The sequence below is a fragment of the Microbacterium dextranolyticum genome (genome assembly GCF_016907295.1).
GTDB lineage: Bacteria > Actinomycetota > Actinomycetes > Actinomycetales > Microbacteriaceae > Microbacterium > Microbacterium dextranolyticum.
The window spans coordinates 1,114,488-1,132,544 of the sequence record NZ_JAFBBR010000001.1 but is presented as its reverse complement, the minus strand read 5'-3'; the positions used below and the strand labels follow the sequence as shown (position 1 = coordinate 1,132,544).

The window sequence follows — 18,057 nt, the reverse complement described above, 5'->3', positions numbered from 1 at the left end:
TTTACTTACTCAAGTAATTTACGCAAGCCTTCCCGACAGTTCGCCCCGTTGCGTCGCTCAGCGCGGGTTCTTCCTGCGCCATGCCACGTAGTCGGTGATGGCGCCGGCCAGGTCGAAGCGCGGTGCGAAGCCGGTCTCGGTCGTCAGGCGTGAGGTGTCCAGGTACGGGTCTTCGCCGGGACCTGTCGATCGACCGTTGACCACCTCGATGCCTTGGCCGGGCAGCGCGGCGTTGAGCGCGTCCGCGAGTTCGCGGTTCGTGTATCGGAAGCCGCCGCCGACGTTGTAGGCGGTGTGGCGGAGGGTTGGCGCGGTCGCGAGGAGGGCGATGGCGCGGCCGGTGTCGCGGGCGTAGCCGAAGTCGCCGCCGTCGTCCGCGTGCATGGCGGGGGGACGCTCCCCGCGTAGCAGGGCGCTCACGGTCCGCGGGATGGGATTGAACGGTGATTCGGGGTCCATCAGCGGCCCCCAGGTGGAGCCGATGCGCAGCAGCACGGGCTGCACGTTGGTGTCGGCGAGGGCGAATTGGACGAGGGGTTCGAGGGCCTTCTTGAACGCGCCGATCGCGTGCGGGATGTCGGCGAGTGGCAGCGCGAGGTCTTCGCTGTAGGGGATCTCGGAGCGGCCCTCGTAAACGCTGATGCTGCTCGCGACCGCGAATCGGCGGACGCGCCATTGCCGGGCCGCATTGAGCGCGTTGAACAGTGCAGCGGTGTCGCGGCGGAAGAAGTCCATCGGGTCAGGCTCCGGGATGCTGCCGGCGAGGTGCACGATGCCGTCGATGTCGTAGCGATCGCCGAGTGCCAGGAAGGCGGCCGTGTCGGTGAGGTCCAGGGTCTCTACGGCGACTCTGTCTGCCAGGAAGGACGGCACCTCGGAGCGGCGATGTCCGGTGATGAGCACGTTTTCGCCGAGGTCAGCGAGTGCGGCGGCGGTGTTCGCGCCGATCATGCCGAGGCCGCCGGTGACGAGGATCATCGTGCCGCCTCCGCGGTCTCGGTGGCGCCCTCAACCTGGTAGTGCAGGTGCGTCACATCGGGGGCTGCGACCACTTCGAGGATGCTGAGCCGGATGTGGTGGGGCAACTCGTGGAAGAACGGCCGTCCACCGCCCAAGAGGATCGGGATCTGGTGCAGGATCAGCTCGTTCACGAGGCCGGCCTTCAGCGCCTCTGTGACGAGCACTCCACCCATCAGTCCGACATCCTTGCCTCCCGCGCGGTCTTTCGCCGTCTGGACGGCGTCAGCGATGCCGGTGCTGACGATCGTCTGCCGGTCGTTCGCGGGCGGGAACGATGTGTGGGACAGCACGACCAGCGGCGCGGTGGGGTGGGGGGCGCCGTCGGCGAAGTCGTTCGAGTCGGTGTAGGTGGCGTGCCCGGCTAGGCTCGCCCCGACGCGGGAGGCGAGTTCGTCGAAGATCCGGGCGCTGGGCGCGCTGAGCCGGAACCCGCTGAACACTCTGCTGGGGACGTTCCCGCTGCCGTACCAGTCGAACAGCGTCCCGCCGTCGCCGAGCCCCCGTCCGGGGCCGGGGTCGCGTCCGGTGATGTAGCCGTCGACGGAAACCGACAGACCGCAGATGACCTTGCTCATGATGGAACCTCATTTCTTCTGCTGCCGGCGCGGGAGACGCCGGCCGATGGTGTGGGCCGGATGGCCTGTGGGAAGTCGAAGAACTGTCCGGGGTCGTAGCTCCGTTTGACCCTGGCCAGGCGCGGCGTGTTCACGCCGTGGTAGGCGTGCAGCGGGTCGTCCAGGAGCGGGTCGGGGAAGTTCGGGTACACCCGCCCGGACCCGTCCGCGTGGGCGGCCTCCCAGGACGCGTTGATCCATGGGTTGTCGGGGTCGCCGACATGTTCCAGCATGAAGCGCGTGTCGCGGTGTGCGAACGCTGTCGCCTCCTCGGAAACCTGGTTGTATGCTCCGCCCATCGCCGTGAACGCGAGCCTTCGCACGCCCTCCCCGGCGACGGGACCTGGTTCCTGGAGAAGCGCCAGGACAGTCGAGAGCGTGTGCTGGGTGATGGTGTTCTCGAAGAACTCCGACCGCAGCCGGATGGGCCCGACGGACGATGAGCGGGATTCGTCCGCCAGCGTCTCCTTCACCGCCGAGTACGGCATCGGCTCGCTGAGCCGCAGCTCGTCCGGCACGGCACGGTCGATGAGGAACCTGCGCAGCAAGGTGGTCGTTTCGAGGCGGGATAGCGCCGAGACGCCGAACGCCTGGGCGTGAAGCCGAGGTTCGTGCGGGTGCTTCTCGATGGCCAGATTCAGGGTGAGTCCGTCGGGCACGTCGGGTGCCCAGCCCTGCCAGGCGGTCATCAGCTCCGCGATGTCGGTGTCTGCCCAGCGGGCGTCGATGCGTACGACGTCAGGCTCGGGGACGGTCGCGAACCGGAGTGCGGTGACGACGCCGAACTGGCCTCCGCCAGCACCGCGCAACGCCCAGAACAGATCCGGTTCCCGTCGTTCGTCGCACTCTGCGATCTCGCCGTCGGCGAGGACCACGCGCGCGCTGAGCAGGCGATCGCACGTGAGTCCGAATCGGCGGCCCAGCAGCCCGATCCCACCGCCGAGGGCGAGCCCAGCGATCCCGACGGTTGCCCCGCATCCGGCGGGCAGGCTGCGACCGTGGGCGTGGAGGGATCGGTAGACGTCGCCAAGCCGGGCACCGGCGCCGATCCGCACGGTGCCTGAGACATCGACGGCGATGTCGTTCAGTGCGGAGACATCGAGGAGGATGCCATCGGTGGATGACCGTCCGGCGAAGCCGTGTCCGCCGCCGCGCGGCACCAGACGCAGGCCCGCCCCGGCCGCGTAGGCGATAGCAGAGGTGACGTCTGCCTCGGAGCCGCACGCCACCACAAGCCGGGGACGGATACCCACAACCCCTGCACCGTCGCACATCTGGGCTGCCTCGTAACTGGCCGATCCGGGTTCGTAGAGGGCGCCGTCGAGCGACGCACGGAACTCGTCCAGGTTCAACATGTTTCGCTCCTCTCGCCGGCCGATCCGCGCCGAACGCGGACGTCTGATGCCCTCGCCCACCATCGTCAGTCGCTGCGGACGGCTCCCGGTAGTGCGAGACGGCGCGATCGGATCGTGCATTCTGCATGTCTTCCCGGTGGGTCGCGCACCCGCGCGCAGATCCCCGGGATGCCGGCGACAGGGCGCCATAGGGTTGTCGTATGAGCGTGACCGACGGTGGTGACCTGCTTCGAGGAGCAGCGTCCAGCCGCGCCGCCCGCATCCTGCTGTGGGTCTACCTGGCGCTCACCCTGGTCAGCAAGGTCGCCGACGCGAACGCCCACCCCGATCTTTGGCACGTTCCCTGGGTGCTCGCCTGCTATGCGCTCCCCATCTGGTGGCTCAGCGGATGGCAACGCGAACCATGGGAACGCGCGCCGTGGGCGCTCCTGATGGCGCAGGCAATCGTGAGCTATCTCCCGTTGGTCCTGTTCGGCTCCGGGTGGGTCGGCGGTGTCGATGGGCTCCTCGGCGCCCTCGTGCTCCTGCTGCTCCGTTCCCCTACTCGGTGGTGGCTGTTCGCAGGCCTCGCCGTCATCGAGGTGGTCGCGTGGTTCTTGGTCGGGCTGCCGTACGCGCCAGCGGTGAACGCGACGACCTGGATATTGGTCGCCTACCTCAACCTCGGCCTCGGCCTGTACGGGATGGCGACCGCCCCCGTGCTGCTGGAGCGCCTCGAATCGACCGCGGAGCTGCTCGCGGACGCCGCCGTGGACCGGCAGCGCCTTACCGTCGCACAGGAACTCCAGGTCACGATCACCCGACGCCTCGACGACATCCGCCGGAACGCGGAATCTGCTCTCGCCACGCCAGGGATCGACGACGCCCGCAGGTTCCTGACCCAGGTCGGTCTCGCCGCGCGTGCAGCCGCCGTCTCCGCACGTCGGATGGTTCCCGCGACTCCAGCATCGACGCCGGCCAGCGAAGCCGGAAGAGATCTCTCCCCGCGAATCGCGTTCCGGATCGTCGCTGCAGTCGTCGTCCTCCTCGCCGCGCAATACCTCGTCAACACGATCATGCCCGTACCCGGCGGCGGAGAGCCGACCTTCGCGACCACCCTCGCCGCGATCACAATCGCCGTCGTCATGGTCGTCCTGCAACTGCGGCACTCCCGACCGAACGTCGATCGTCGCCCGGCGGGATGGGCGTGGACGCTGGCACTTCAGGCCGTGCTGTGCTTCGCGTTGTACCCCGTGTTCGGAGTCGTGAGCATGGGACTGCTCGCCTTCGTCGGAGGCAGCGCACTCCTACTGATCACCGGCTCGGCCCGCTGGCTGGTGTACGGGGCCACGGTGGCAAGCGTGCCGCTACTCGCCTTGCGTGAACCGGCCGACCTTGCCCCCGAGATCCTCTGGCAATGGTCGATCTACGCCGCAGCGACCATGGCTGCGGCAGGACTCCTATTCTTCGGACTCGGCCGGCTCCCCGCGACGGCCACACGGCTCGCAGAAGCGCGCCGCAGTCTCGTGGACGCCGCCACCACCCGCGAACGCGTCCGCCTCATCCGCGACACCCACGACACGCTCGGACTGACGCTGTCCACGATCGCCCTGAAGACCGATCTCGCCGAGGCGCTGCTCGACGGGAATCCGGTCCGCGCCCGCCGAGAGATCGTGCAGGCGCTGCACCTCGCGCAGACCGTCGCCACCGACGCCGACTCGATCGTGACCGGGACGCTGAGGCTCAGCCTCTCTACCGAGCTGACCACAGCTCGGGATGCCCTGCGTGCTGCAGGCACGACCCTGCTCGTCCAGGCAGACTTGGGCGGCATCCCAACGCGGGCAGATGCCGCCCTCGCCGCAGTCCTGCGGGAGACGATCGCCAACGTACTCCGGCACAGCGACGCCAGCGCCTGCACGATCCGGCTGTACGGAACCGCCGATTCGTTCAGCATCGCGGTGACCAACAACGCCGCCAGAGAGCCCGCGACGGAACGGGAAGGCGGCCACGGTCTGGCGAACATCCGCTCCAGGATCGCAGCGCTCGGAGGAGAACTCGACGTCAAGCGAAGAGACGATGTGTTCACACTCACCGCATCCGTCCCACGCACCTTAGTCGCCGCCCCCGGCGAACCTGATCATGTGGAGGTCCGATGATCCGCGTACTCCTCGCCGAAGACTCCACCATCCTCCGCGACACCCTCGTCGCCGTCCTCGACCTGCAAGACGACATCGACGTCGCCGCCGCCGTGGCCACCGGAGGGCAGATCCTGCCCGCCGCCCGCGACACCCACCCCGACGTCGCCGTTCTCGACCTCGACCTCCCCGAGATCACCGGCATCCAAGCAGCCGCAGTGCTCGCGACCGACGTCCCGGACTGCCGGGTGCTCATCCTCACCGCGCACGCCCAACCCGCCAACCTGCGGGCGGCCCTCGACGCTCATGTCGCCGGGTTCCTCCCCAAGGACGCCTCCGCCTCCGAGCTCATCGACGCCATCCGAGCGATCGCCGACGGGCGCCGCGTCGTAGATCCGTCCGTGGCGCTCGCGGCCATCGAGGCCCGGCCGAACCCGCTCACGGACCGTGAGATCGATGTGCTCCGCTTGCATGCGCGAGGACTCGACCCCCGGGAGACGGCTGCTGAGCTGTTCCTTTCCTACGGCACCGTTCGCAACTATCTCGCCGCTGCCACCGACAAGCTCGGTGCCCGCAACCGCACCCACGCTGCGCTCATCGCCCGAGAGAATGGCTGGCTCGAATAGCTTCCGACCCTCGCGGGCCGACGGAGCACGATGTGCAGATTGCATGGTCGTGTCCTGCACCAGGCACTACATGGTGCGAGACGAAACGGCAAGGCTGAGCATGACAACACCTGTCTCGTAGAAGGAGTGGCGCATCATGGCCCAGATACAGCGCTTCGACCACGTCGGCATCACCGTCGCTGACCTCGACACCGCGATCAACTTCTTCGTCGGCCTCGGCCTAGAGGTGGACGGCCGTATGTTCGTCGAGGGCGAGTTCCTCGACACTGTCTGCGGTATCCCCGACTCCCGCACCGAAATTGCCATGCTCCACGCGCCCGACGGCGGCACAACTGTAGAGCTCTCCAGCTTCGTCCGCCCCGACCACGAACCGGGTTCCCCCTCAGCGATGGCGAACGAACTCGGCATCCGCAACGTCGCGTTCGTGGTCGACGACCTCCACGCCCTCGTCGACCGGCTTGCCGCCGACGGATACGGACTCGTCGGCGGCATCGGCGAATACGAGAACACGTGGCGCATGGCCTATGTCCGCGGCCCCGAAGGCCTCATCGTTTCTCTCGCCCAACACATCGGTTGACCTCGCCTACGGCGACAGAACTCGTTGAAGGGCCGAACTCCTCCACGGGACAACTCCGTCACCGGATAGCCGCTCTAGCATGGCCAGGTTCTCTCCGCTTCTTGCGCGCACGACGACCATCAAGACGCCCGTGGGTCCGCTCACGTACGACTGTGTGAAGGTGATCGTTGTTCGTGATGGCAGTGCGATCTTGTTTAGCGAGTTCGGGCAACAACCCGTCAAGATCGGCGATGTGGTGCTCCTCGGTGCTAACACCCTCTGCGGCAGCGAGCCTGAACGTCGTATCACCGTGACCACGATCTACGCCGACACCGACTACTTGGTCGACCAAGTCTTCTGGCAGTACGTCGGGTACCTCGGGGACCGCCTCGATGCGCAGGACTTCGCAGCCGCCGTCTACACCGAGCCTGCTCAAATTCTCCGGCTGGGTGAGGACCGCGTCAGAACGTTGATGCCATGGCTGGACGAGTTGGTGGCGCTGAGTATCGAGCACGAGCCGGTAGCCAACTTCTATCGGATGCAAGCGCTGTGGTTCAGCATCGCGCATGTGATCGCGCCGTTCATCAAGACCTCACAAGTCCGAACCTCCCCGACGCAACGGGCCACCACGTGTCCGACTTCGCCGCGGATTCGACGGTTCGGCCCGCTGCGCGCAGAGGCACACCACGTCGCTGACCTGCTGCGATCCGAGTTGGATCGGCGCTGGTCTGTAACCGAGCTGGCCGACGAGGTGCACCTGTCAAAGTCGCAGGTTGGGCGCTTGTTCGTGGAAGCTTTCGGCAAGTCACCGATCGCCTACTTAACGATGCTCAGGACGGAGCGGATGGCGGCACTCCTGCGCACCACGGATGCACCAATCACCGTGATCGCCGAGGAGGTGGGCTGGGGCGATCCTGACTTCGCCGCCCGACAGTTCCGCCGTAGTGTTGGTGTCAGCCCCAGTGGCTATCGGGCGTTGAATCGCGTGCAGGCTCCGCAAGCGACCGGGTGAAACACGCATCCGCCCTGGCGATAGCCGCAAGATCGACGCCCATCGTCGTCAAAGTCTGTCCCTGTCCTGTAGGCCGGTAAGGACTCGTCGGGTTCGTCACGGAGCCTGCTGGTCGCCGTCTCGGTTCTTGTCCGTGCTGTCTTCCTGATCCTCTCGGCGTACCTCGCAGTCGCACGACCACTTCGCGTGGTCTTCGCGGAGGGAGGTCTGACGATGGCTGTGACGGAGGAAGTGCGGGCGGCGCGGGATGCGAAGCTCGATGAACTACACGAACGGTTGACCGGCGCCGTCGAGATGCTGGTGACCGGGCAGGACTGGGCACGGGCGCTGGCGTTCGCGGCCAGGTTCCGGTCGCGCTCGTTCAACAACATGCTGCTGATCTGGATTCAGCACGAGGCCGCATTCGGGGCCGGACGTGTGCCCGAGCCGATGCCGTCATATGTCGCCGGCTACCGGCAGTGGCAGCAGCTCGGCCGGCAGGTGGAGAAGGGCCAGTCGGGCTACATGATCTTCGCCCCGGTCACCGGGCGGTTCGCGTCCTCGACGCCCGCGGATGCGAGCTCATGGCGTCGGCTCGATCCGCGGGAGAAGCCGCACCCTGGTGAGGTCGTGCGCTCGAGAATGGTCGGTGCCCGACCCGCCTATGTGTGGGACGTGTCCCAGACCGCCGGCGATCCGATCCCGGAGCCACCCGCTCCGACGCTGCTGGAAGGCGAAGCGCCCTCCGGGTTGTGGGATGGCCTGGCCGCGCAGGTCGCGGCGGCGGGGTTCACGCTGTTGCGGGTGCCGCATGAGGGCATGATCCACGGCGCGAACGGCATGACGGGCTGGGGTGCGCGTCAGGTCGCGGTGCGGGAGAACATAGACCCGGCCGCGCAGGTCAAGACGCTCGCGCACGAGCTGGCGCATGTGCTGATGCACGATCCCGACGACGAGGACGCCCGGCAGCATCGCGGTATCGGCGAGGTCGAGGCCGAGTCCGTCGCGTTGATGATCGGTGCCGCGCACGGCATGGACACCACCGGATACACGATCCCGTATGTCTCGACCTGGGCCGCCCGCGTCGACGGGAGAGACCCGGTGCAGGTCGTGCAGGCCACCGGGGAACGGGTGCGGAAGACCGCCCTGGGCATCCTCGACGGACTCGACACCGTTCAGATCGCGAACGGAACACCGCCAGGCCTTATCCGGGAAACCGCAGCGCCCGAGCGATCGTCTCGTGCATCAGCACCGATGCCGGAACGCCAGACGGTGACGGAACCGGTCATGGTCGGGCGGGGGCTGTGATGGTCGGCGACGATGCGCTCACCGTACTGGCCGCGGTCAGCCGTGGGTGGCGGTTGCCCGGTGCGGCGTTGGCTCTCGTGCTGGCAGGGGTGCCGGTGTTCCCCTGTGCACCTGGCGGCAAGACACCGCTGATCCGGGACGGGCGCGGGTTCCTGGACGCGACGACGGACGCGACACAGGTTCGCGCGTGGTGGCGTGCGGTCCCGGCGGCGAACATCGGCATCCCGACAGGTGGTGCGTCGGGCCTGGTCGTGGTCGATGTCGATGTGCACGGTCCGGTCGACGGGCCCGCCGCGTTCGCCCGCGTCGACGCCGCGGGGCTGGTCGAGGGGTGGGGGCTGATGGTGCGCACGCCGACCGGCGGTCTGCACGTCTACTTCTCGGCGACCTCGGGCGTTGAGCAGCGGTCGTGGCAGTCGGCCGGCGCCGGTATCGATTTCCGTGGCGACGGCGGCTACATCGTCGCTCCGCCCTCGATCCGCACGATCGATGGAGCCCCGACCCGCTACCACGTCATCGCCGAACAGAACGAGCGTGTGCCGGTGGATGCTGTGCGTCTGCGCGACTTCCTCACTCCTCCCCGAACGGCATCGATGAGGTTTGCGGTCTCGGCGCGAAGCATCAATGTCGCGGAGGTCGAGCGGTTGGCGTCGTGGGTCGGCCGGCAGGGCGAGGGTGAACGGAATCGTTCATTGTTCTGGGCGGCGTGCCGCTTGGCGGAGAACGATGTCTCCCTCGCGGACGCACGGGAGGTGCTGGTGGCGGCTGCGGTGCAGCCTGGCTTCGAGGAGCGTGAGATCGTCCGGACTGTCGACAGCGCCTATCGCCGCGTTCACGCGGTCGCGATCCGAGACGACCGCGCAGCTCCTGCTGCGCCTAGCGCCGCTCGGCAGCGGGTGTCGGCGCGGGGGCTCTCGTGAGGGCGTGGCCAGGCCGCCAGTGGGCGGTCATCACCTCGGCGGCGGGCACGGTTTTCATCGCCGCGGGCGCGTTCTGGCTGTCGTTCACCTCGCTCGCGGATTTGGCGCGCCGGTCCGGGATCGACGACGGACAAGCCTGGGCGTGGCCGCTGATCGTGGACGGCGTGATCGTGGTGTCCACGGTCGCGGTCGTCGCGCTCGGCGGAGAGCGGGTCGCCTGGTATCCGTGGACGCTGCTCGCTGGCTCGGCGGCGGTGTCGGTGACGGCGAACTCGCTGCACGCGGTCGTCTCGGCCGACGCGGACGTCCCCGCAGGGCTGGCCGCTTCCGTCGCGGCGGTGCCACCGGTCGTGCTGCTCGCGATCACGCACCTCACCGTCATCCTCACCCGCGCCCGTCCCAGCGAGCCAGCCGACCAGACCGCAAAGACCGCGGGGGCCGTATCGGTTGCTTTGGCGCCGTTGACCACCATGCAAGCCGACACGGTCGCGATCACCCCGTCAATGTCCGAGCGTGCGGCAGGCCGACGCGAGAGGGCGGTGGAACTGCGGGAGTCGGGGCTGTCGAACAAGAAGATCGCGCGCGCCCTGGATGTGCATCCTTCGACCGTTGGGCGTTGGTTCGCCGACGCGCACCAATCCGATGAACCAGCGCAACGGGACTCTGCGCCGTTGCCGGAGGGAGCGACAGCATGAGCACCGACCACCTGATGCGCGAACGGTCACCGAAGGGCATCCCTGAGCACGACCAGTCCAAGCCTGAAGCCGAGGCCTTGGAGGCGGGGACGCCTGATGCGATCAAGCAGAAGTCCGCCCGCCGCGATGCGCTGCAGGAGCGCCTGAATCGGGTACGCGGCAGGGGCGTGGACTGGGTGCGCCCGACCGATCTGTTCGTCCGCTCGAGCGGAAATCTCGCGGGGCGCGGGATCGAGTTCCAAGCCGTGCAGGGCCGCCGTTTCCGTTCGACCCTCGCGATGGGGGCACGGTCGGTGTCGGAGCGTGCGAAGCGGTTGCCGCCCGTGTCGGCGTTCGGTCGTCGCGGTCAGCACGTCGAAGGCCCGGCACGGTCCGGGGTCGGGATGAGGTAGCCCGGGGTGGTGATGGGTCATGGACACCCAGGACGGCGGGGTGACGGTCGCCAGGAGCGACCGGCGCACCTGCCTGCCAGGAGGTGCCCTGACCATGACCACCACGACAACGACGGCGATCGATCCTGCCGGTGAGGACTACACCAACGGGGAGGGCCTGCGCGCCCTGCTGCGCAGGCTCCACGACGCCGGCCCCGGCGCATGGGAGCACGACCCGGTAGCCGCCGCGTTGATGACCTACGCCGCGGACAAGTACGCGCCGCTCGCGCGCAAGCACGGCCTGGACCCGTGGGAGGCCGCGTCGGCAGCGTTCGACGTGATGCGCACCCGCGCCGCCCGCGAAGCCGACGATCCCTGGGCTGTCGTCACCCATGCGGTGCGGATCACCTGCATCGCCGAAGAACGCGGCCAAGGGCTGCTGTGCTCGGTGCATCAAGCAAGGCGCCCGCACGTCTCCTGCTTCCACGACCCCGAACGCCTCTCCGAGCGCGAGAACAACCTGTCGGACTACCACCCGGCGTTCCACATCACCGACCCTCACGACGGCGACGAGGTGGATGCGGATGCGGGCGAGCCTGCGTCGGTGACAGGCGCGGTGGAGGACACGATTCTGTTGTTCCTACTGCTGGGCTGGCCGGAGGGCACCGCCCGCCCAGCGATCGAGCACATCTGCGAAGCCCTCGCCCGGATCGGATCACGCACCGCCACGTATGAGGCGCTCCGCCGCGACCGGCACGCCCGCGCCCTGCTCGATGTCCCGGCCGTGTCGTGGACCGTGTTGCTGCGGATACTGCTGGGACGCACCACTCCGGGCTACGCGGCGACAGGTGAAGGACGCGGCATCCTGCTGCGCCTCCTGATCGGCGAAGGCCTGCCGAGCCTGTTGGGCGATGACGGGCTCGTGGCGACCATCAGCCAGGCCGCACCTCGTACGGGGACCGGGCGGGGTGCGTGATGTCCACGGCGACCGGGCACATTGAACTCGACCGGACGGTCGAGTCGATCCAGGTCGGCCATCGACACCGGCAGGACCTCGGTGACCTGGACGCCCTCGCGGCGTCTATCGATCGGGACGGGCTGCTGCAACCCATCACGATCACCCCGGACGGGCTGCTGGTGTGCGGGGTGCGTCGGCTCGCGGCGATCAAGAACCTCGGCTGGCGGACCGTCAACGTCTGGGTGCGATCCGCCATCTCGGACCGGTTGGGACACCTGTTGGCCGAGCAGGACGACAACCAGCTCCACAAGACCCTCACCCCGCTGGAGGCCGCCGGCCTGTATCGGGAGATCAAGACGCTGATGGCCGAGGACGCGAAACGTCGCGAGGTCGCCGGGCAGTTCACGAGTGACTATCAGCCGCGGTGGTCGAACGGCTCCGCCGAATCGGCGGAGCCGTTGACCACACCGGCTGGGGATGCGCGCAGGCAGGCAGCGGAGATGGTCACCGGAGCCGCGTCCTATACGCGGCTGGAGCAGATCGGCTACCTCGAACGCCTTGTCGCGGACCCTGAAACGCCCGATGCGGTACGTGCCGAAGCACGAGCCGGGATGGCGGCCATCGAGGCCGGTGGTCCGGTCGATCCGGCGTATCAGCGTGCTCGCGACCTCGAACGGACCGGCGGCGCCGCCCGCGATGCTCATCTGCACGATCTGGCCGAACAGGCCCTCGCACGGGTGGGCGCCGAGCCGAAGAACCGCTCGAAGAAGACGAAAAGACCCAAGGCGCCGACGCAGGCCGGACCGGAGGCGCGGTACGCGGTGCGGGCTTTCGCGCTGACCTGGGCCGAGCTCGACTCGTGGTGGCTGCACTACGACCTCGACGAACTCGCCGCGCAGCTCACCGACGAGCAAGCCGAGGCATTCTACGCGACCGCGGAAGGCACCCGACGGTTCGCCAGCGACCTCCGCGCCGCGCGCGAGCAGGCTGGAATTCCGCACCTGCGCGCCGTGTGAAGCCGTGGCCTGTGGCGGTCGGGGTGCACCTGAGGGGCATGAAGACCTCTCGTTCTCCGTCGCCTTCGCGTGGCCGCCTGATCGCGCTGATTGCCGCGGGGGTTGTGCTGCTGCTCCTTGCCGGGGTCGGCATCTACGGCCTCATCGCCGGCCCGCGCAGCGCCAGCGCCCCGCACCCGGAGCTTTCAGCGTCCCCGCCGTCCGCACCCTCCATGCCGGGACCGGCGTCACCGCGGTTGCCGGTTGTGGTGCGATCCGCTGACCCGGAGACGTTCGCCCGCAATGTCGCGAAGGCGATCTTCGCGTGGGACACCACGAGCGGGCTGATGCCTCTGGACTACACGTCCATCATCCTCGACGCCGGTGACCCGACCGGCAGCGAACAGGCCGGTCTGGCCTCCGATGTCTCGGCGTATCTGCCGACGCGAGACGCGTGGATCGAGCTGCGCAAGCACGAAACCCGGCAACGCCTCGTGATCGATCGAGTGTTCGTGCCCGCGGCGTGGGCCGACGCCGTGGCACAGGCCCAGCCCGGTCAGATCACACCGGGCACCAGGGCGTACACGATCGAGGGCATCCGGCACCGCGATGGCGTGTGGAACGGGGAGCCTGTGTCCAGCGAGCACGCAGTGTCGTTCACCGTGTTTATCGTCTGCGCACCGACCCACCCGACCTGCCATCTGCTGCGGCTGTCTCAGGTCGACAACCCGCTGCGCTGAGAGCAGGCTCTCGTGTTCCGCAAGCTCGCCGTTCTCGCGCTCGCCGTGCTCTTCTTCGCGCCGGCGACTCTGCTGCTGTCGGTTGGGGTGCTGATGAACCCGGCCGCTAATGCCGCATGCTCGACCACCGGGTCGCTCTCGGTAGGCACCGTGCCCGACAACCTCCGGGTCACCACTGCGGACGGCAGTACCTTCACCCTGAGCAAGGCGCAGCTCACGCACGCGGCGACGATCATCACGGTCGGCGACAAGATCGACGGGGTTGGCCGTCCCGGGGTGAAGATCGCGCTGATGGCGGCGCTCACCGAGTCCACGCTGCGGATGCTCGCGAACACCGGCACCTACCCTGAGTCGGGAGACTACCCCAACGACGGCAACGGCGGCGACCACGATTCCCTCGGCCTGTTCCAGATGCGCCCGCAATCCGGGTGGGGCACCGTCGCCGACCTCATGGATCCGGCCTACCAAGCCCGCGCGTTCTTCGGTGGGCCGACCGGCCCGAATCATGGCTCCCCCCAGGGGCTCCTCGACATTCTCGGCTGGCAGACGATGGACCCTGGGGAAGCCGCCCAGTCCGTCGAGGTGTCCGCGTTCCCCGACCGCTACCGCAACAACGCACCCGTCGCGGATGCGATCCTCAATGCCCTGATCAGCACCACTGTCTCGCGGGCTGACTCCGCCACCGTCGGACCGACCTTTGCGGACGGCTCGTCGCATATGGTGTTCCCGCTGCCTGCGGGGAGTTGGGTGTTGGCGTCGCCGTTCGGCGCGCGTATCCACCCGATCACGGGGGAAGTGTCGTTCCATACGGGCACCGACTTCGCCGCCCCTGCGGGGACCCCGATCCTCGCCGCCGCGGACGGTGTCGTGACCGTCGCAGGGCCGGTCGCCGGATACGGGAACCTGATCGTCATCGAGCATCGCATCGACGGGCGGACGGTCGCGACCGCGTACGGGCACATGTGGGACACCGGCATCCTCGTCCAGGTCGGAGACCGGGTGACCGCCGGCCAGCACATCGGCGACGTCGGCTCCGACGGCATGTCCACCGGCCCGCATCTGCACTTCGAGGTCCGCCCCGGCGGCACCAACGGCACCGCGATCGACGCCGCCGCCTGGCTCACTCAGCACGGCGCCGCGAACCTCCCCACCGCGACCACCGGCCCCACGACCGGATGTGAGGCCCACGGGACTACAGCTGTGGCTTGGCCGGTGCAGGCAGGCCCGATCACGGCACCCGTTTCTCGCAGGGGCGCGTGATGGGCGTGTTTCCGAACTTCGGCGGCCTGGCCGGGAGCGGTGATCTGAAGCAGGTCGTCGGCGCACTATTCATGTTCGTGCTCGTCATCGCCGTGCTCATGCTGATCGTCTCGGTCATCTGCTGGGCGATCGCCGCCGCGCACGGCAACTACTCCGCCGCCACGAAAGGTCGGGCCGGGGTGCTCGTCGCGCTCGGCGCCACCGTGCTCGCCGGTGGCGGGGTGGCGTGGATGAACTGGCTCATCGCTCTCGGCCAACGACTCTGACGCACCTCCCGGACTCACCCGTGGAGGCGTGCCTGGGGATGCGGCGGGCGAGGACACGGTGGCAGGCGAGGTGCACCTGTGGGCAGAAGCCACCTCTCGCCTGAAGGAGACACCATCGTGATCGACATTCCCCCCAACAGCTCCGGTCTTCCTGGGATCGCGGCCCTCCGCACCGTCGTCGGTGCGGTGATGACAGTCGGCCTGATCCTGGCCGTCCTGGCCTTGATCGTCTCTGCCGTCGTATGGGCCTATGGCGCGAACTCCAGCAACCCGCATCTGGCCGGTCGGGGCAAGGTCGGCGTCCTCGTTTCCTGCGGTGCCGCCATCGTCTGCGGCGCGAGCGTCGCGCTCGTGAACTTCTTCTGGGGCGTCGGCCAGAGCGTCTAGAACCCGGTCCGTCAGAAAGCAGGTCTTGTGATGGGCATATGCGATGTCCCCGTCATCTCCACCGTCTGCGACACTGCCGGTGAGGCGGCCGCATCGCTGGTAGCGGCGCCATTCGACTGGCTCGCCCAAGCGATGGGCGGCGCGGCAAGCTGGCTGTTCACCGCCGTCTGGACCGTGTTCGACACCACCACGTTGGTGAACGTGCAGCGGCCAGGGTTCCTGTCCGTGTTCAACCTCGTGTTCGGCATCGCCGTGTTCGTGATGCTGCTGTTCTTCTGCCTGCAACTGATCACCGGCATGATTCGCCGCGACCCCACAGCCCTCACCCGGGCAGCGCTCGGCCTCGGGAAAGCCGTGATCGGCTCCTTCGTGGTCGTCACCCTGGTGGCGTTGCTGCTGGAGATCACCGACCAGCTCTGCGTCGGCATCATCCAAGCCGCCGGCGAGACCGCCAAGACCATGGGCGACAAGATCGCCGCCCTCGTCGTTGGGCTCTCCGCGCTGTCCATCCCCGCGCCCGGGGTGGGGGCGATCATCATGATCTTCCTCGCCGGGCTCGCGATCGCATCGGCGGCGATCGTCTGGCTGTCGCTGCTGATCCGCAAATCGCTGCTGCTGGTCGCGGTCGCTCTGGCCCCGCTCGCATTCTCGGGGTCGTCGTGGGACGCGGCCCGCGGCTGGGTGAGCAAGTGGGCCATGTTCGTGATCGCCCTGATCCTGTCCAAGCTCGTGCTCGTCGTGATCTTCCTCGTCGCGATCACCCAGGTCGCCGCCCCCATCGACCTCGACCTGGCCTCCGTGTCCGATCCGCTCGCAGGGATCGTGCTGATGGCGTTGGCGGGGTTCGCCCCGTACCTGACGTATCGGTTCCTCGCGTTCGTGGGCACCGACTACTACGGGCAGGCCGGCGCCGAGGACGACGCGAAACGCGCCCTGAACCGGCCCATCCCGATCCCGTCGAAGCCGTCCGGTGACGGGCCGAAGAAGGTACTCGACGGTCAATCCGGCAGCCGCAGTGATAGTGGCTCTGGAGGCGGTGGTGCGGCGGCGCCGAAGCCCGCCCCGACGGGCGGCGCCTCAGCAGGGGCGACCGCTGCGGGATCGGGCGCTGGGGCGAGCGGAAGCGCCGGGGCAGGCGCAAGTGCGGGAGCAGGAGCAGGAGTGGCGGGTGCTGGCGCCGCGGCGGCCGGCCCAGCGGCGGCCGTCGTCGCCGGCGCGCAGGCCGTGAAAGCCGCGGCCACCGCGGGACCGAGGGCCGGTGCGGCATTGGCCGGGCAGGGCGAGACGGCCGCCACCGGCGCCGGCGCCGGACAAGCCAGCGCCCCGCCGCCGCCTTCGGCACCGGCACCGACCGCAAGCCCGCGACCGGCACCCCAAACCCCGCCCAAGGCGACGAAGGAGTGACCGATGGTCAGTCATGCGAAAGAGTCCGCACCGGGCGAGCTCGTGCCGGTGAAGTTCTCCCGCCTCACGCGCCGGGGCGTGCTGTTGGGGTTGTCGGTCGCTCAGCTCATCACCCTCGGCATCGGCGGCCTCACCCTGATCGCCGCGTTCTACGCCGGCGGCGGGATGCTGCTCGCCTACACGGCCCCGATCTGGGTTCTCAGCGCCGCACTGACGTGGATCCCTGTCGGCGGGCGCCCGGTGGTTGAGTGGCTGCCGGTCGCGTTCTGGTGGCTGTGGCAGGTGACGGGCGGGCAACTGCTCTACCGCCGTCGGATCGTGAAGCCCCGCCCAGCCGGCACCCTCGCCCTGCCCGGCGACATGGCCCGGCTCCGCGAATACAGCGATCCGGAGACCGGGGCGTGCATGATCCACGACCCCCACGCCGCCACCTTGACCGTGGTCTGTGAGGTGACGCATCCCGCGTTCGTGCTCCTCGATCCTGGCGAGCAGGAACGCCGCGTCACCACCTGGGGTCGCGCGTTGGCGACGGTGTGCCGGTCCGGGCGGATCGCGACCCTGCAAGTCCTCGAACGCACCCTGCCCGACTCAGGCACAGGACTCGTGGAGTGGTGGGCCACGCATGGCACGCCGGACGGTTCCTGGGCCGCCGACACCTACGCCGAGCTGATCGAACGCGCTGGCCCCGCCGGAGAACGGCACGCCACCACGATCAGCCTGAGCCTGGACATGAAGGCCGCAGCCCGGCAGATCAGAACCGCCGGCGGAGGGATCAAGGGCGCCGCCGGGGTACTGCGGCAGGAGATGTCCACCCTCACATCGGCGCTGCGGTCGGCCGACCTTGCCCCGTCCGAGTGGCTCGACGCCGGGCAGATCGCCGTCATCCTCCGCTCCGCCTACGACCCGGCCGTCGCGTCCGCGCTGGAACGGCACGGCAAGATCGGCCGCGACCTCGCCACCGCCGGCCCGGTGGCGGTCACCGAGACCTGGGGGAACCTGCGCACCGACTCCGCCCACCACGCCGTGCTCTGGGTCTCCGAATGGCCCCGCAGCCTCGTCTACCCCGGATTCACCGCCCCCATCCTGCTGTCCACCGGCATCCAGCGAGCCGTGTCGCTGATCTACACCCCGATGCGCTCCGACCGGGCCGCCCGCGACATCCGCCGCAAGAAGGTCGAGTACATCAGCGACGCCGCCCAGCGTTCCAGACTCGGGCAGATCGAAGACGCCGCCCAAACCGCGGGGTTCCAAGACGTGCTGCAACAGGAAGCGGACCTCACCGCGGGCCACGGAGTCCTGCGCGTGACCGCCCTGATCAGCGTGTCCGCGCCTACCGTCGACGAGCTGGAAGCCGCGGTTGCAGCGATCACCCAGGCTGCGATCCAGAGTTCCTGCGAAACCAGGCGGCTGGTCGGCCAGCAGGCCGCCGCGTTCACCGCCGCCGCACTCCCACTGTGCCGCTCGGTTTGATGGGCAC

18 protein-coding genes and 1 pseudogene are annotated in these 18,057 nt (G+C 68.7%); 16 read left to right on the top strand and 3 right to left on the bottom strand.

What is annotated here, in order from left to right; translation table 11 throughout:
- Positions 1–57 precede the first annotated feature (57 nt).
- The 3 genes from JOE64_RS05085 to JOE64_RS05075 are packed head-to-tail and all read right to left on the bottom strand — an operon-like array spanning position 58 to position 2,989.
- A complete protein-coding gene (locus JOE64_RS05085) occupies positions 58–978 on the bottom strand; it encodes an NAD-dependent epimerase/dehydratase family protein (protein ID WP_204963248.1) in 921 nt (306 codons plus the stop codon).
- Entirely contained in the window at positions 975–1,595 is a 621-nt protein-coding gene (locus tag JOE64_RS05080; protein WP_204963247.1) for a dihydrofolate reductase family protein, read from the bottom strand. Before JOE64_RS05080 ends, JOE64_RS05085 begins: the two co-directional genes overlap by 4 nt.
- Positions 1,592–2,989 (bottom strand): FAD-binding oxidoreductase, encoded by a 1,398-nt coding sequence (locus JOE64_RS05075; protein WP_204963246.1) that lies wholly within the window; start codon positions 2,987–2,989, stop codon positions 1,592–1,594. Before JOE64_RS05075 ends, JOE64_RS05080 begins: the two co-directional genes overlap by 4 nt.
- A 200-nt stretch (positions 2,990–3,189) precedes the next feature.
- On the opposite strand from JOE64_RS05075, the gene JOE64_RS05070 reads away from it, so the two are divergent.
- From JOE64_RS05070 to JOE64_RS04995, 16 genes and pseudogenes are all read left to right on the top strand, one after another.
- Complete coding sequence (locus tag JOE64_RS05070) at positions 3,190–5,124, top strand: sensor histidine kinase (RefSeq protein WP_204963245.1); 1,935 nt, start codon at positions 3,190–3,192, stop codon at positions 5,122–5,124.
- A complete protein-coding gene (locus tag JOE64_RS05065; protein ID WP_204963244.1) occupies positions 5,121–5,729 on the top strand; it encodes a response regulator transcription factor in 609 nt (202 codons plus the stop codon). The genes JOE64_RS05070 and JOE64_RS05065 overlap by 4 nt, the downstream gene beginning before the upstream one ends.
- A 136-nt stretch (positions 5,730–5,865) precedes the next feature.
- Positions 5,866–6,306, top strand: a complete 441-nt coding sequence (locus tag JOE64_RS05060; protein ID WP_204963243.1) for a VOC family protein — start codon at positions 5,866–5,868, stop codon at positions 6,304–6,306.
- A gap of 79 nt (positions 6,307–6,385) precedes the next feature.
- On the top strand, positions 6,386–7,297 hold the full coding sequence (locus tag JOE64_RS05055; RefSeq protein WP_204963242.1) for a helix-turn-helix domain-containing protein: 912 nt from the start codon (positions 6,386–6,388) through the stop codon (positions 7,295–7,297).
- A gap of 213 nt (positions 7,298–7,510) precedes the next feature.
- Positions 7,511–8,584 carry an ArdC-like ssDNA-binding domain-containing protein gene (locus JOE64_RS05050; protein WP_204963241.1) on the top strand — a complete coding sequence of 358 codons (1,074 nt, stop codon included), beginning with the start codon at positions 7,511–7,513 and terminating at the stop codon, positions 8,582–8,584.
- Positions 8,584–9,504, top strand: coding sequence for a bifunctional DNA primase/polymerase (locus JOE64_RS05045; protein WP_204963240.1), 921 nt, complete (start codon positions 8,584–8,586; stop codon positions 9,502–9,504). The genes JOE64_RS05050 and JOE64_RS05045 overlap by 1 nt, the downstream gene beginning before the upstream one ends.
- Positions 9,501–10,199 carry a helix-turn-helix domain-containing protein gene (locus JOE64_RS05040; RefSeq protein WP_271202575.1) on the top strand — a complete coding sequence of 233 codons (699 nt, stop codon included), beginning with the start codon at positions 9,501–9,503 and terminating at the stop codon, positions 10,197–10,199. Before JOE64_RS05045 ends, JOE64_RS05040 begins: the two co-directional genes overlap by 4 nt.
- Entirely contained in the window at positions 10,196–10,591 is a 396-nt protein-coding gene (locus JOE64_RS05035) for a hypothetical protein (protein ID WP_204963239.1), read from the top strand. Before JOE64_RS05040 ends, JOE64_RS05035 begins: the two co-directional genes overlap by 4 nt.
- A 94-nt stretch (positions 10,592–10,685) precedes the next feature.
- A complete protein-coding gene (locus JOE64_RS05030; RefSeq protein ID WP_204964972.1) occupies positions 10,686–11,546 on the top strand; it encodes a hypothetical protein in 861 nt (286 codons plus the stop codon).
- Positions 11,546–12,544: a ParB N-terminal domain-containing protein gene (locus JOE64_RS05025; protein ID WP_204963238.1), complete on the top strand. Its 999-nt coding sequence runs from the start codon at positions 11,546–11,548 to the stop codon at positions 12,542–12,544. The genes JOE64_RS05030 and JOE64_RS05025 overlap by 1 nt, the downstream gene beginning before the upstream one ends.
- A 38-nt stretch (positions 12,545–12,582) precedes the next feature.
- The gene (locus JOE64_RS05020; protein WP_204964971.1) at positions 12,583–13,263 is read left to right on the top strand and encodes a flagellar basal body-associated FliL family protein; all 681 of its coding nucleotides are present in this window, start codon (positions 12,583–12,585) and stop codon (positions 13,261–13,263) included.
- A gap of 12 nt (positions 13,264–13,275) precedes the next feature.
- Positions 13,276–14,460, top strand: a pseudogene (locus tag JOE64_RS05015) (M23 family metallopeptidase); the annotation flags it as partial.
- A gap of 62 nt (positions 14,461–14,522) precedes the next feature.
- Positions 14,523–14,789, top strand: a complete 267-nt coding sequence (locus tag JOE64_RS05010) for a DUF6112 family protein (protein ID WP_204963236.1) — start codon at positions 14,523–14,525, stop codon at positions 14,787–14,789.
- 117 nt (positions 14,790–14,906) lie between these two features.
- The gene (locus JOE64_RS05005) at positions 14,907–15,176 is read left to right on the top strand and encodes a DUF6112 family protein (protein WP_204963235.1); all 270 of its coding nucleotides are present in this window, start codon (positions 14,907–14,909) and stop codon (positions 15,174–15,176) included.
- Between the two features lie 30 nt (positions 15,177–15,206).
- A complete protein-coding gene (locus JOE64_RS05000) occupies positions 15,207–16,580 on the top strand; it encodes a conjugal transfer protein TrbL (RefSeq protein ID WP_204963234.1) in 1,374 nt (457 codons plus the stop codon).
- Positions 16,581–16,583: 3 nt separating this feature from the next.
- Positions 16,584–18,050, top strand: a complete 1,467-nt coding sequence (locus JOE64_RS04995; RefSeq protein WP_204963233.1) for an SCO6880 family protein — start codon at positions 16,584–16,586, stop codon at positions 18,048–18,050.
- The last annotated feature ends 7 nt before the right edge of the window (positions 18,051–18,057 follow it).

What these genes read in the sequence shown, in the direction of transcription:
- JOE64_RS05080 (WP_204963247.1), bottom strand. Translation starts at nt 1,595, where the DNA reads ATGAGCAAGGTCATCTGCGGTCTGTCGGTTTCCGTCGACGGCTACATC.
- JOE64_RS05035 (WP_204963239.1), top strand. Translation starts at nt 10,196, where the DNA reads ATGAGCACCGACCACCTGATGCGCGAACGGTCACCGAAGGGCATCCCT.
- JOE64_RS05045 (WP_204963240.1), top strand. Translation starts at nt 8,584, where the DNA reads ATGGTCGGCGACGATGCGCTCACCGTACTGGCCGCGGTCAGCCGTGGG.
- JOE64_RS05065 (WP_204963244.1), top strand. Translation starts at nt 5,121, where the DNA reads ATGATCCGCGTACTCCTCGCCGAAGACTCCACCATCCTCCGCGACACC.
- JOE64_RS05000 (WP_204963234.1), top strand. Translation starts at nt 15,207, where the DNA reads ATGGGCATATGCGATGTCCCCGTCATCTCCACCGTCTGCGACACTGCC.
- JOE64_RS05020 (WP_204964971.1), top strand. Translation starts at nt 12,583, where the DNA reads ATGAAGACCTCTCGTTCTCCGTCGCCTTCGCGTGGCCGCCTGATCGCG.
- JOE64_RS05050 (WP_204963241.1), top strand. Translation starts at nt 7,511, where the DNA reads ATGGCTGTGACGGAGGAAGTGCGGGCGGCGCGGGATGCGAAGCTCGAT.
- JOE64_RS05055 (WP_204963242.1), top strand. Translation starts at nt 6,386, where the DNA reads ATGGCCAGGTTCTCTCCGCTTCTTGCGCGCACGACGACCATCAAGACG.
- JOE64_RS05075 (WP_204963246.1), bottom strand. Translation starts at nt 2,989, where the DNA reads ATGTTGAACCTGGACGAGTTCCGTGCGTCGCTCGACGGCGCCCTCTAC.
- JOE64_RS05070 (WP_204963245.1), top strand. Translation starts at nt 3,190, where the DNA reads ATGAGCGTGACCGACGGTGGTGACCTGCTTCGAGGAGCAGCGTCCAGC.
- JOE64_RS04995 (WP_204963233.1), top strand. Translation starts at nt 16,584, where the DNA reads ATGGTCAGTCATGCGAAAGAGTCCGCACCGGGCGAGCTCGTGCCGGTG.
- JOE64_RS05025 (WP_204963238.1), top strand. Translation starts at nt 11,546, where the DNA reads ATGTCCACGGCGACCGGGCACATTGAACTCGACCGGACGGTCGAGTCG.
- JOE64_RS05030 (WP_204964972.1), top strand. Translation starts at nt 10,686, where the DNA reads ATGACCACCACGACAACGACGGCGATCGATCCTGCCGGTGAGGACTAC.
- JOE64_RS05085 (WP_204963248.1), bottom strand. Translation starts at nt 978, where the DNA reads ATGATCCTCGTCACCGGCGGCCTCGGCATGATCGGCGCGAACACCGCC.
- JOE64_RS05010 (WP_204963236.1), top strand. Translation starts at nt 14,523, where the DNA reads ATGGGCGTGTTTCCGAACTTCGGCGGCCTGGCCGGGAGCGGTGATCTG.
- JOE64_RS05060 (WP_204963243.1), top strand. Translation starts at nt 5,866, where the DNA reads ATGGCCCAGATACAGCGCTTCGACCACGTCGGCATCACCGTCGCTGAC.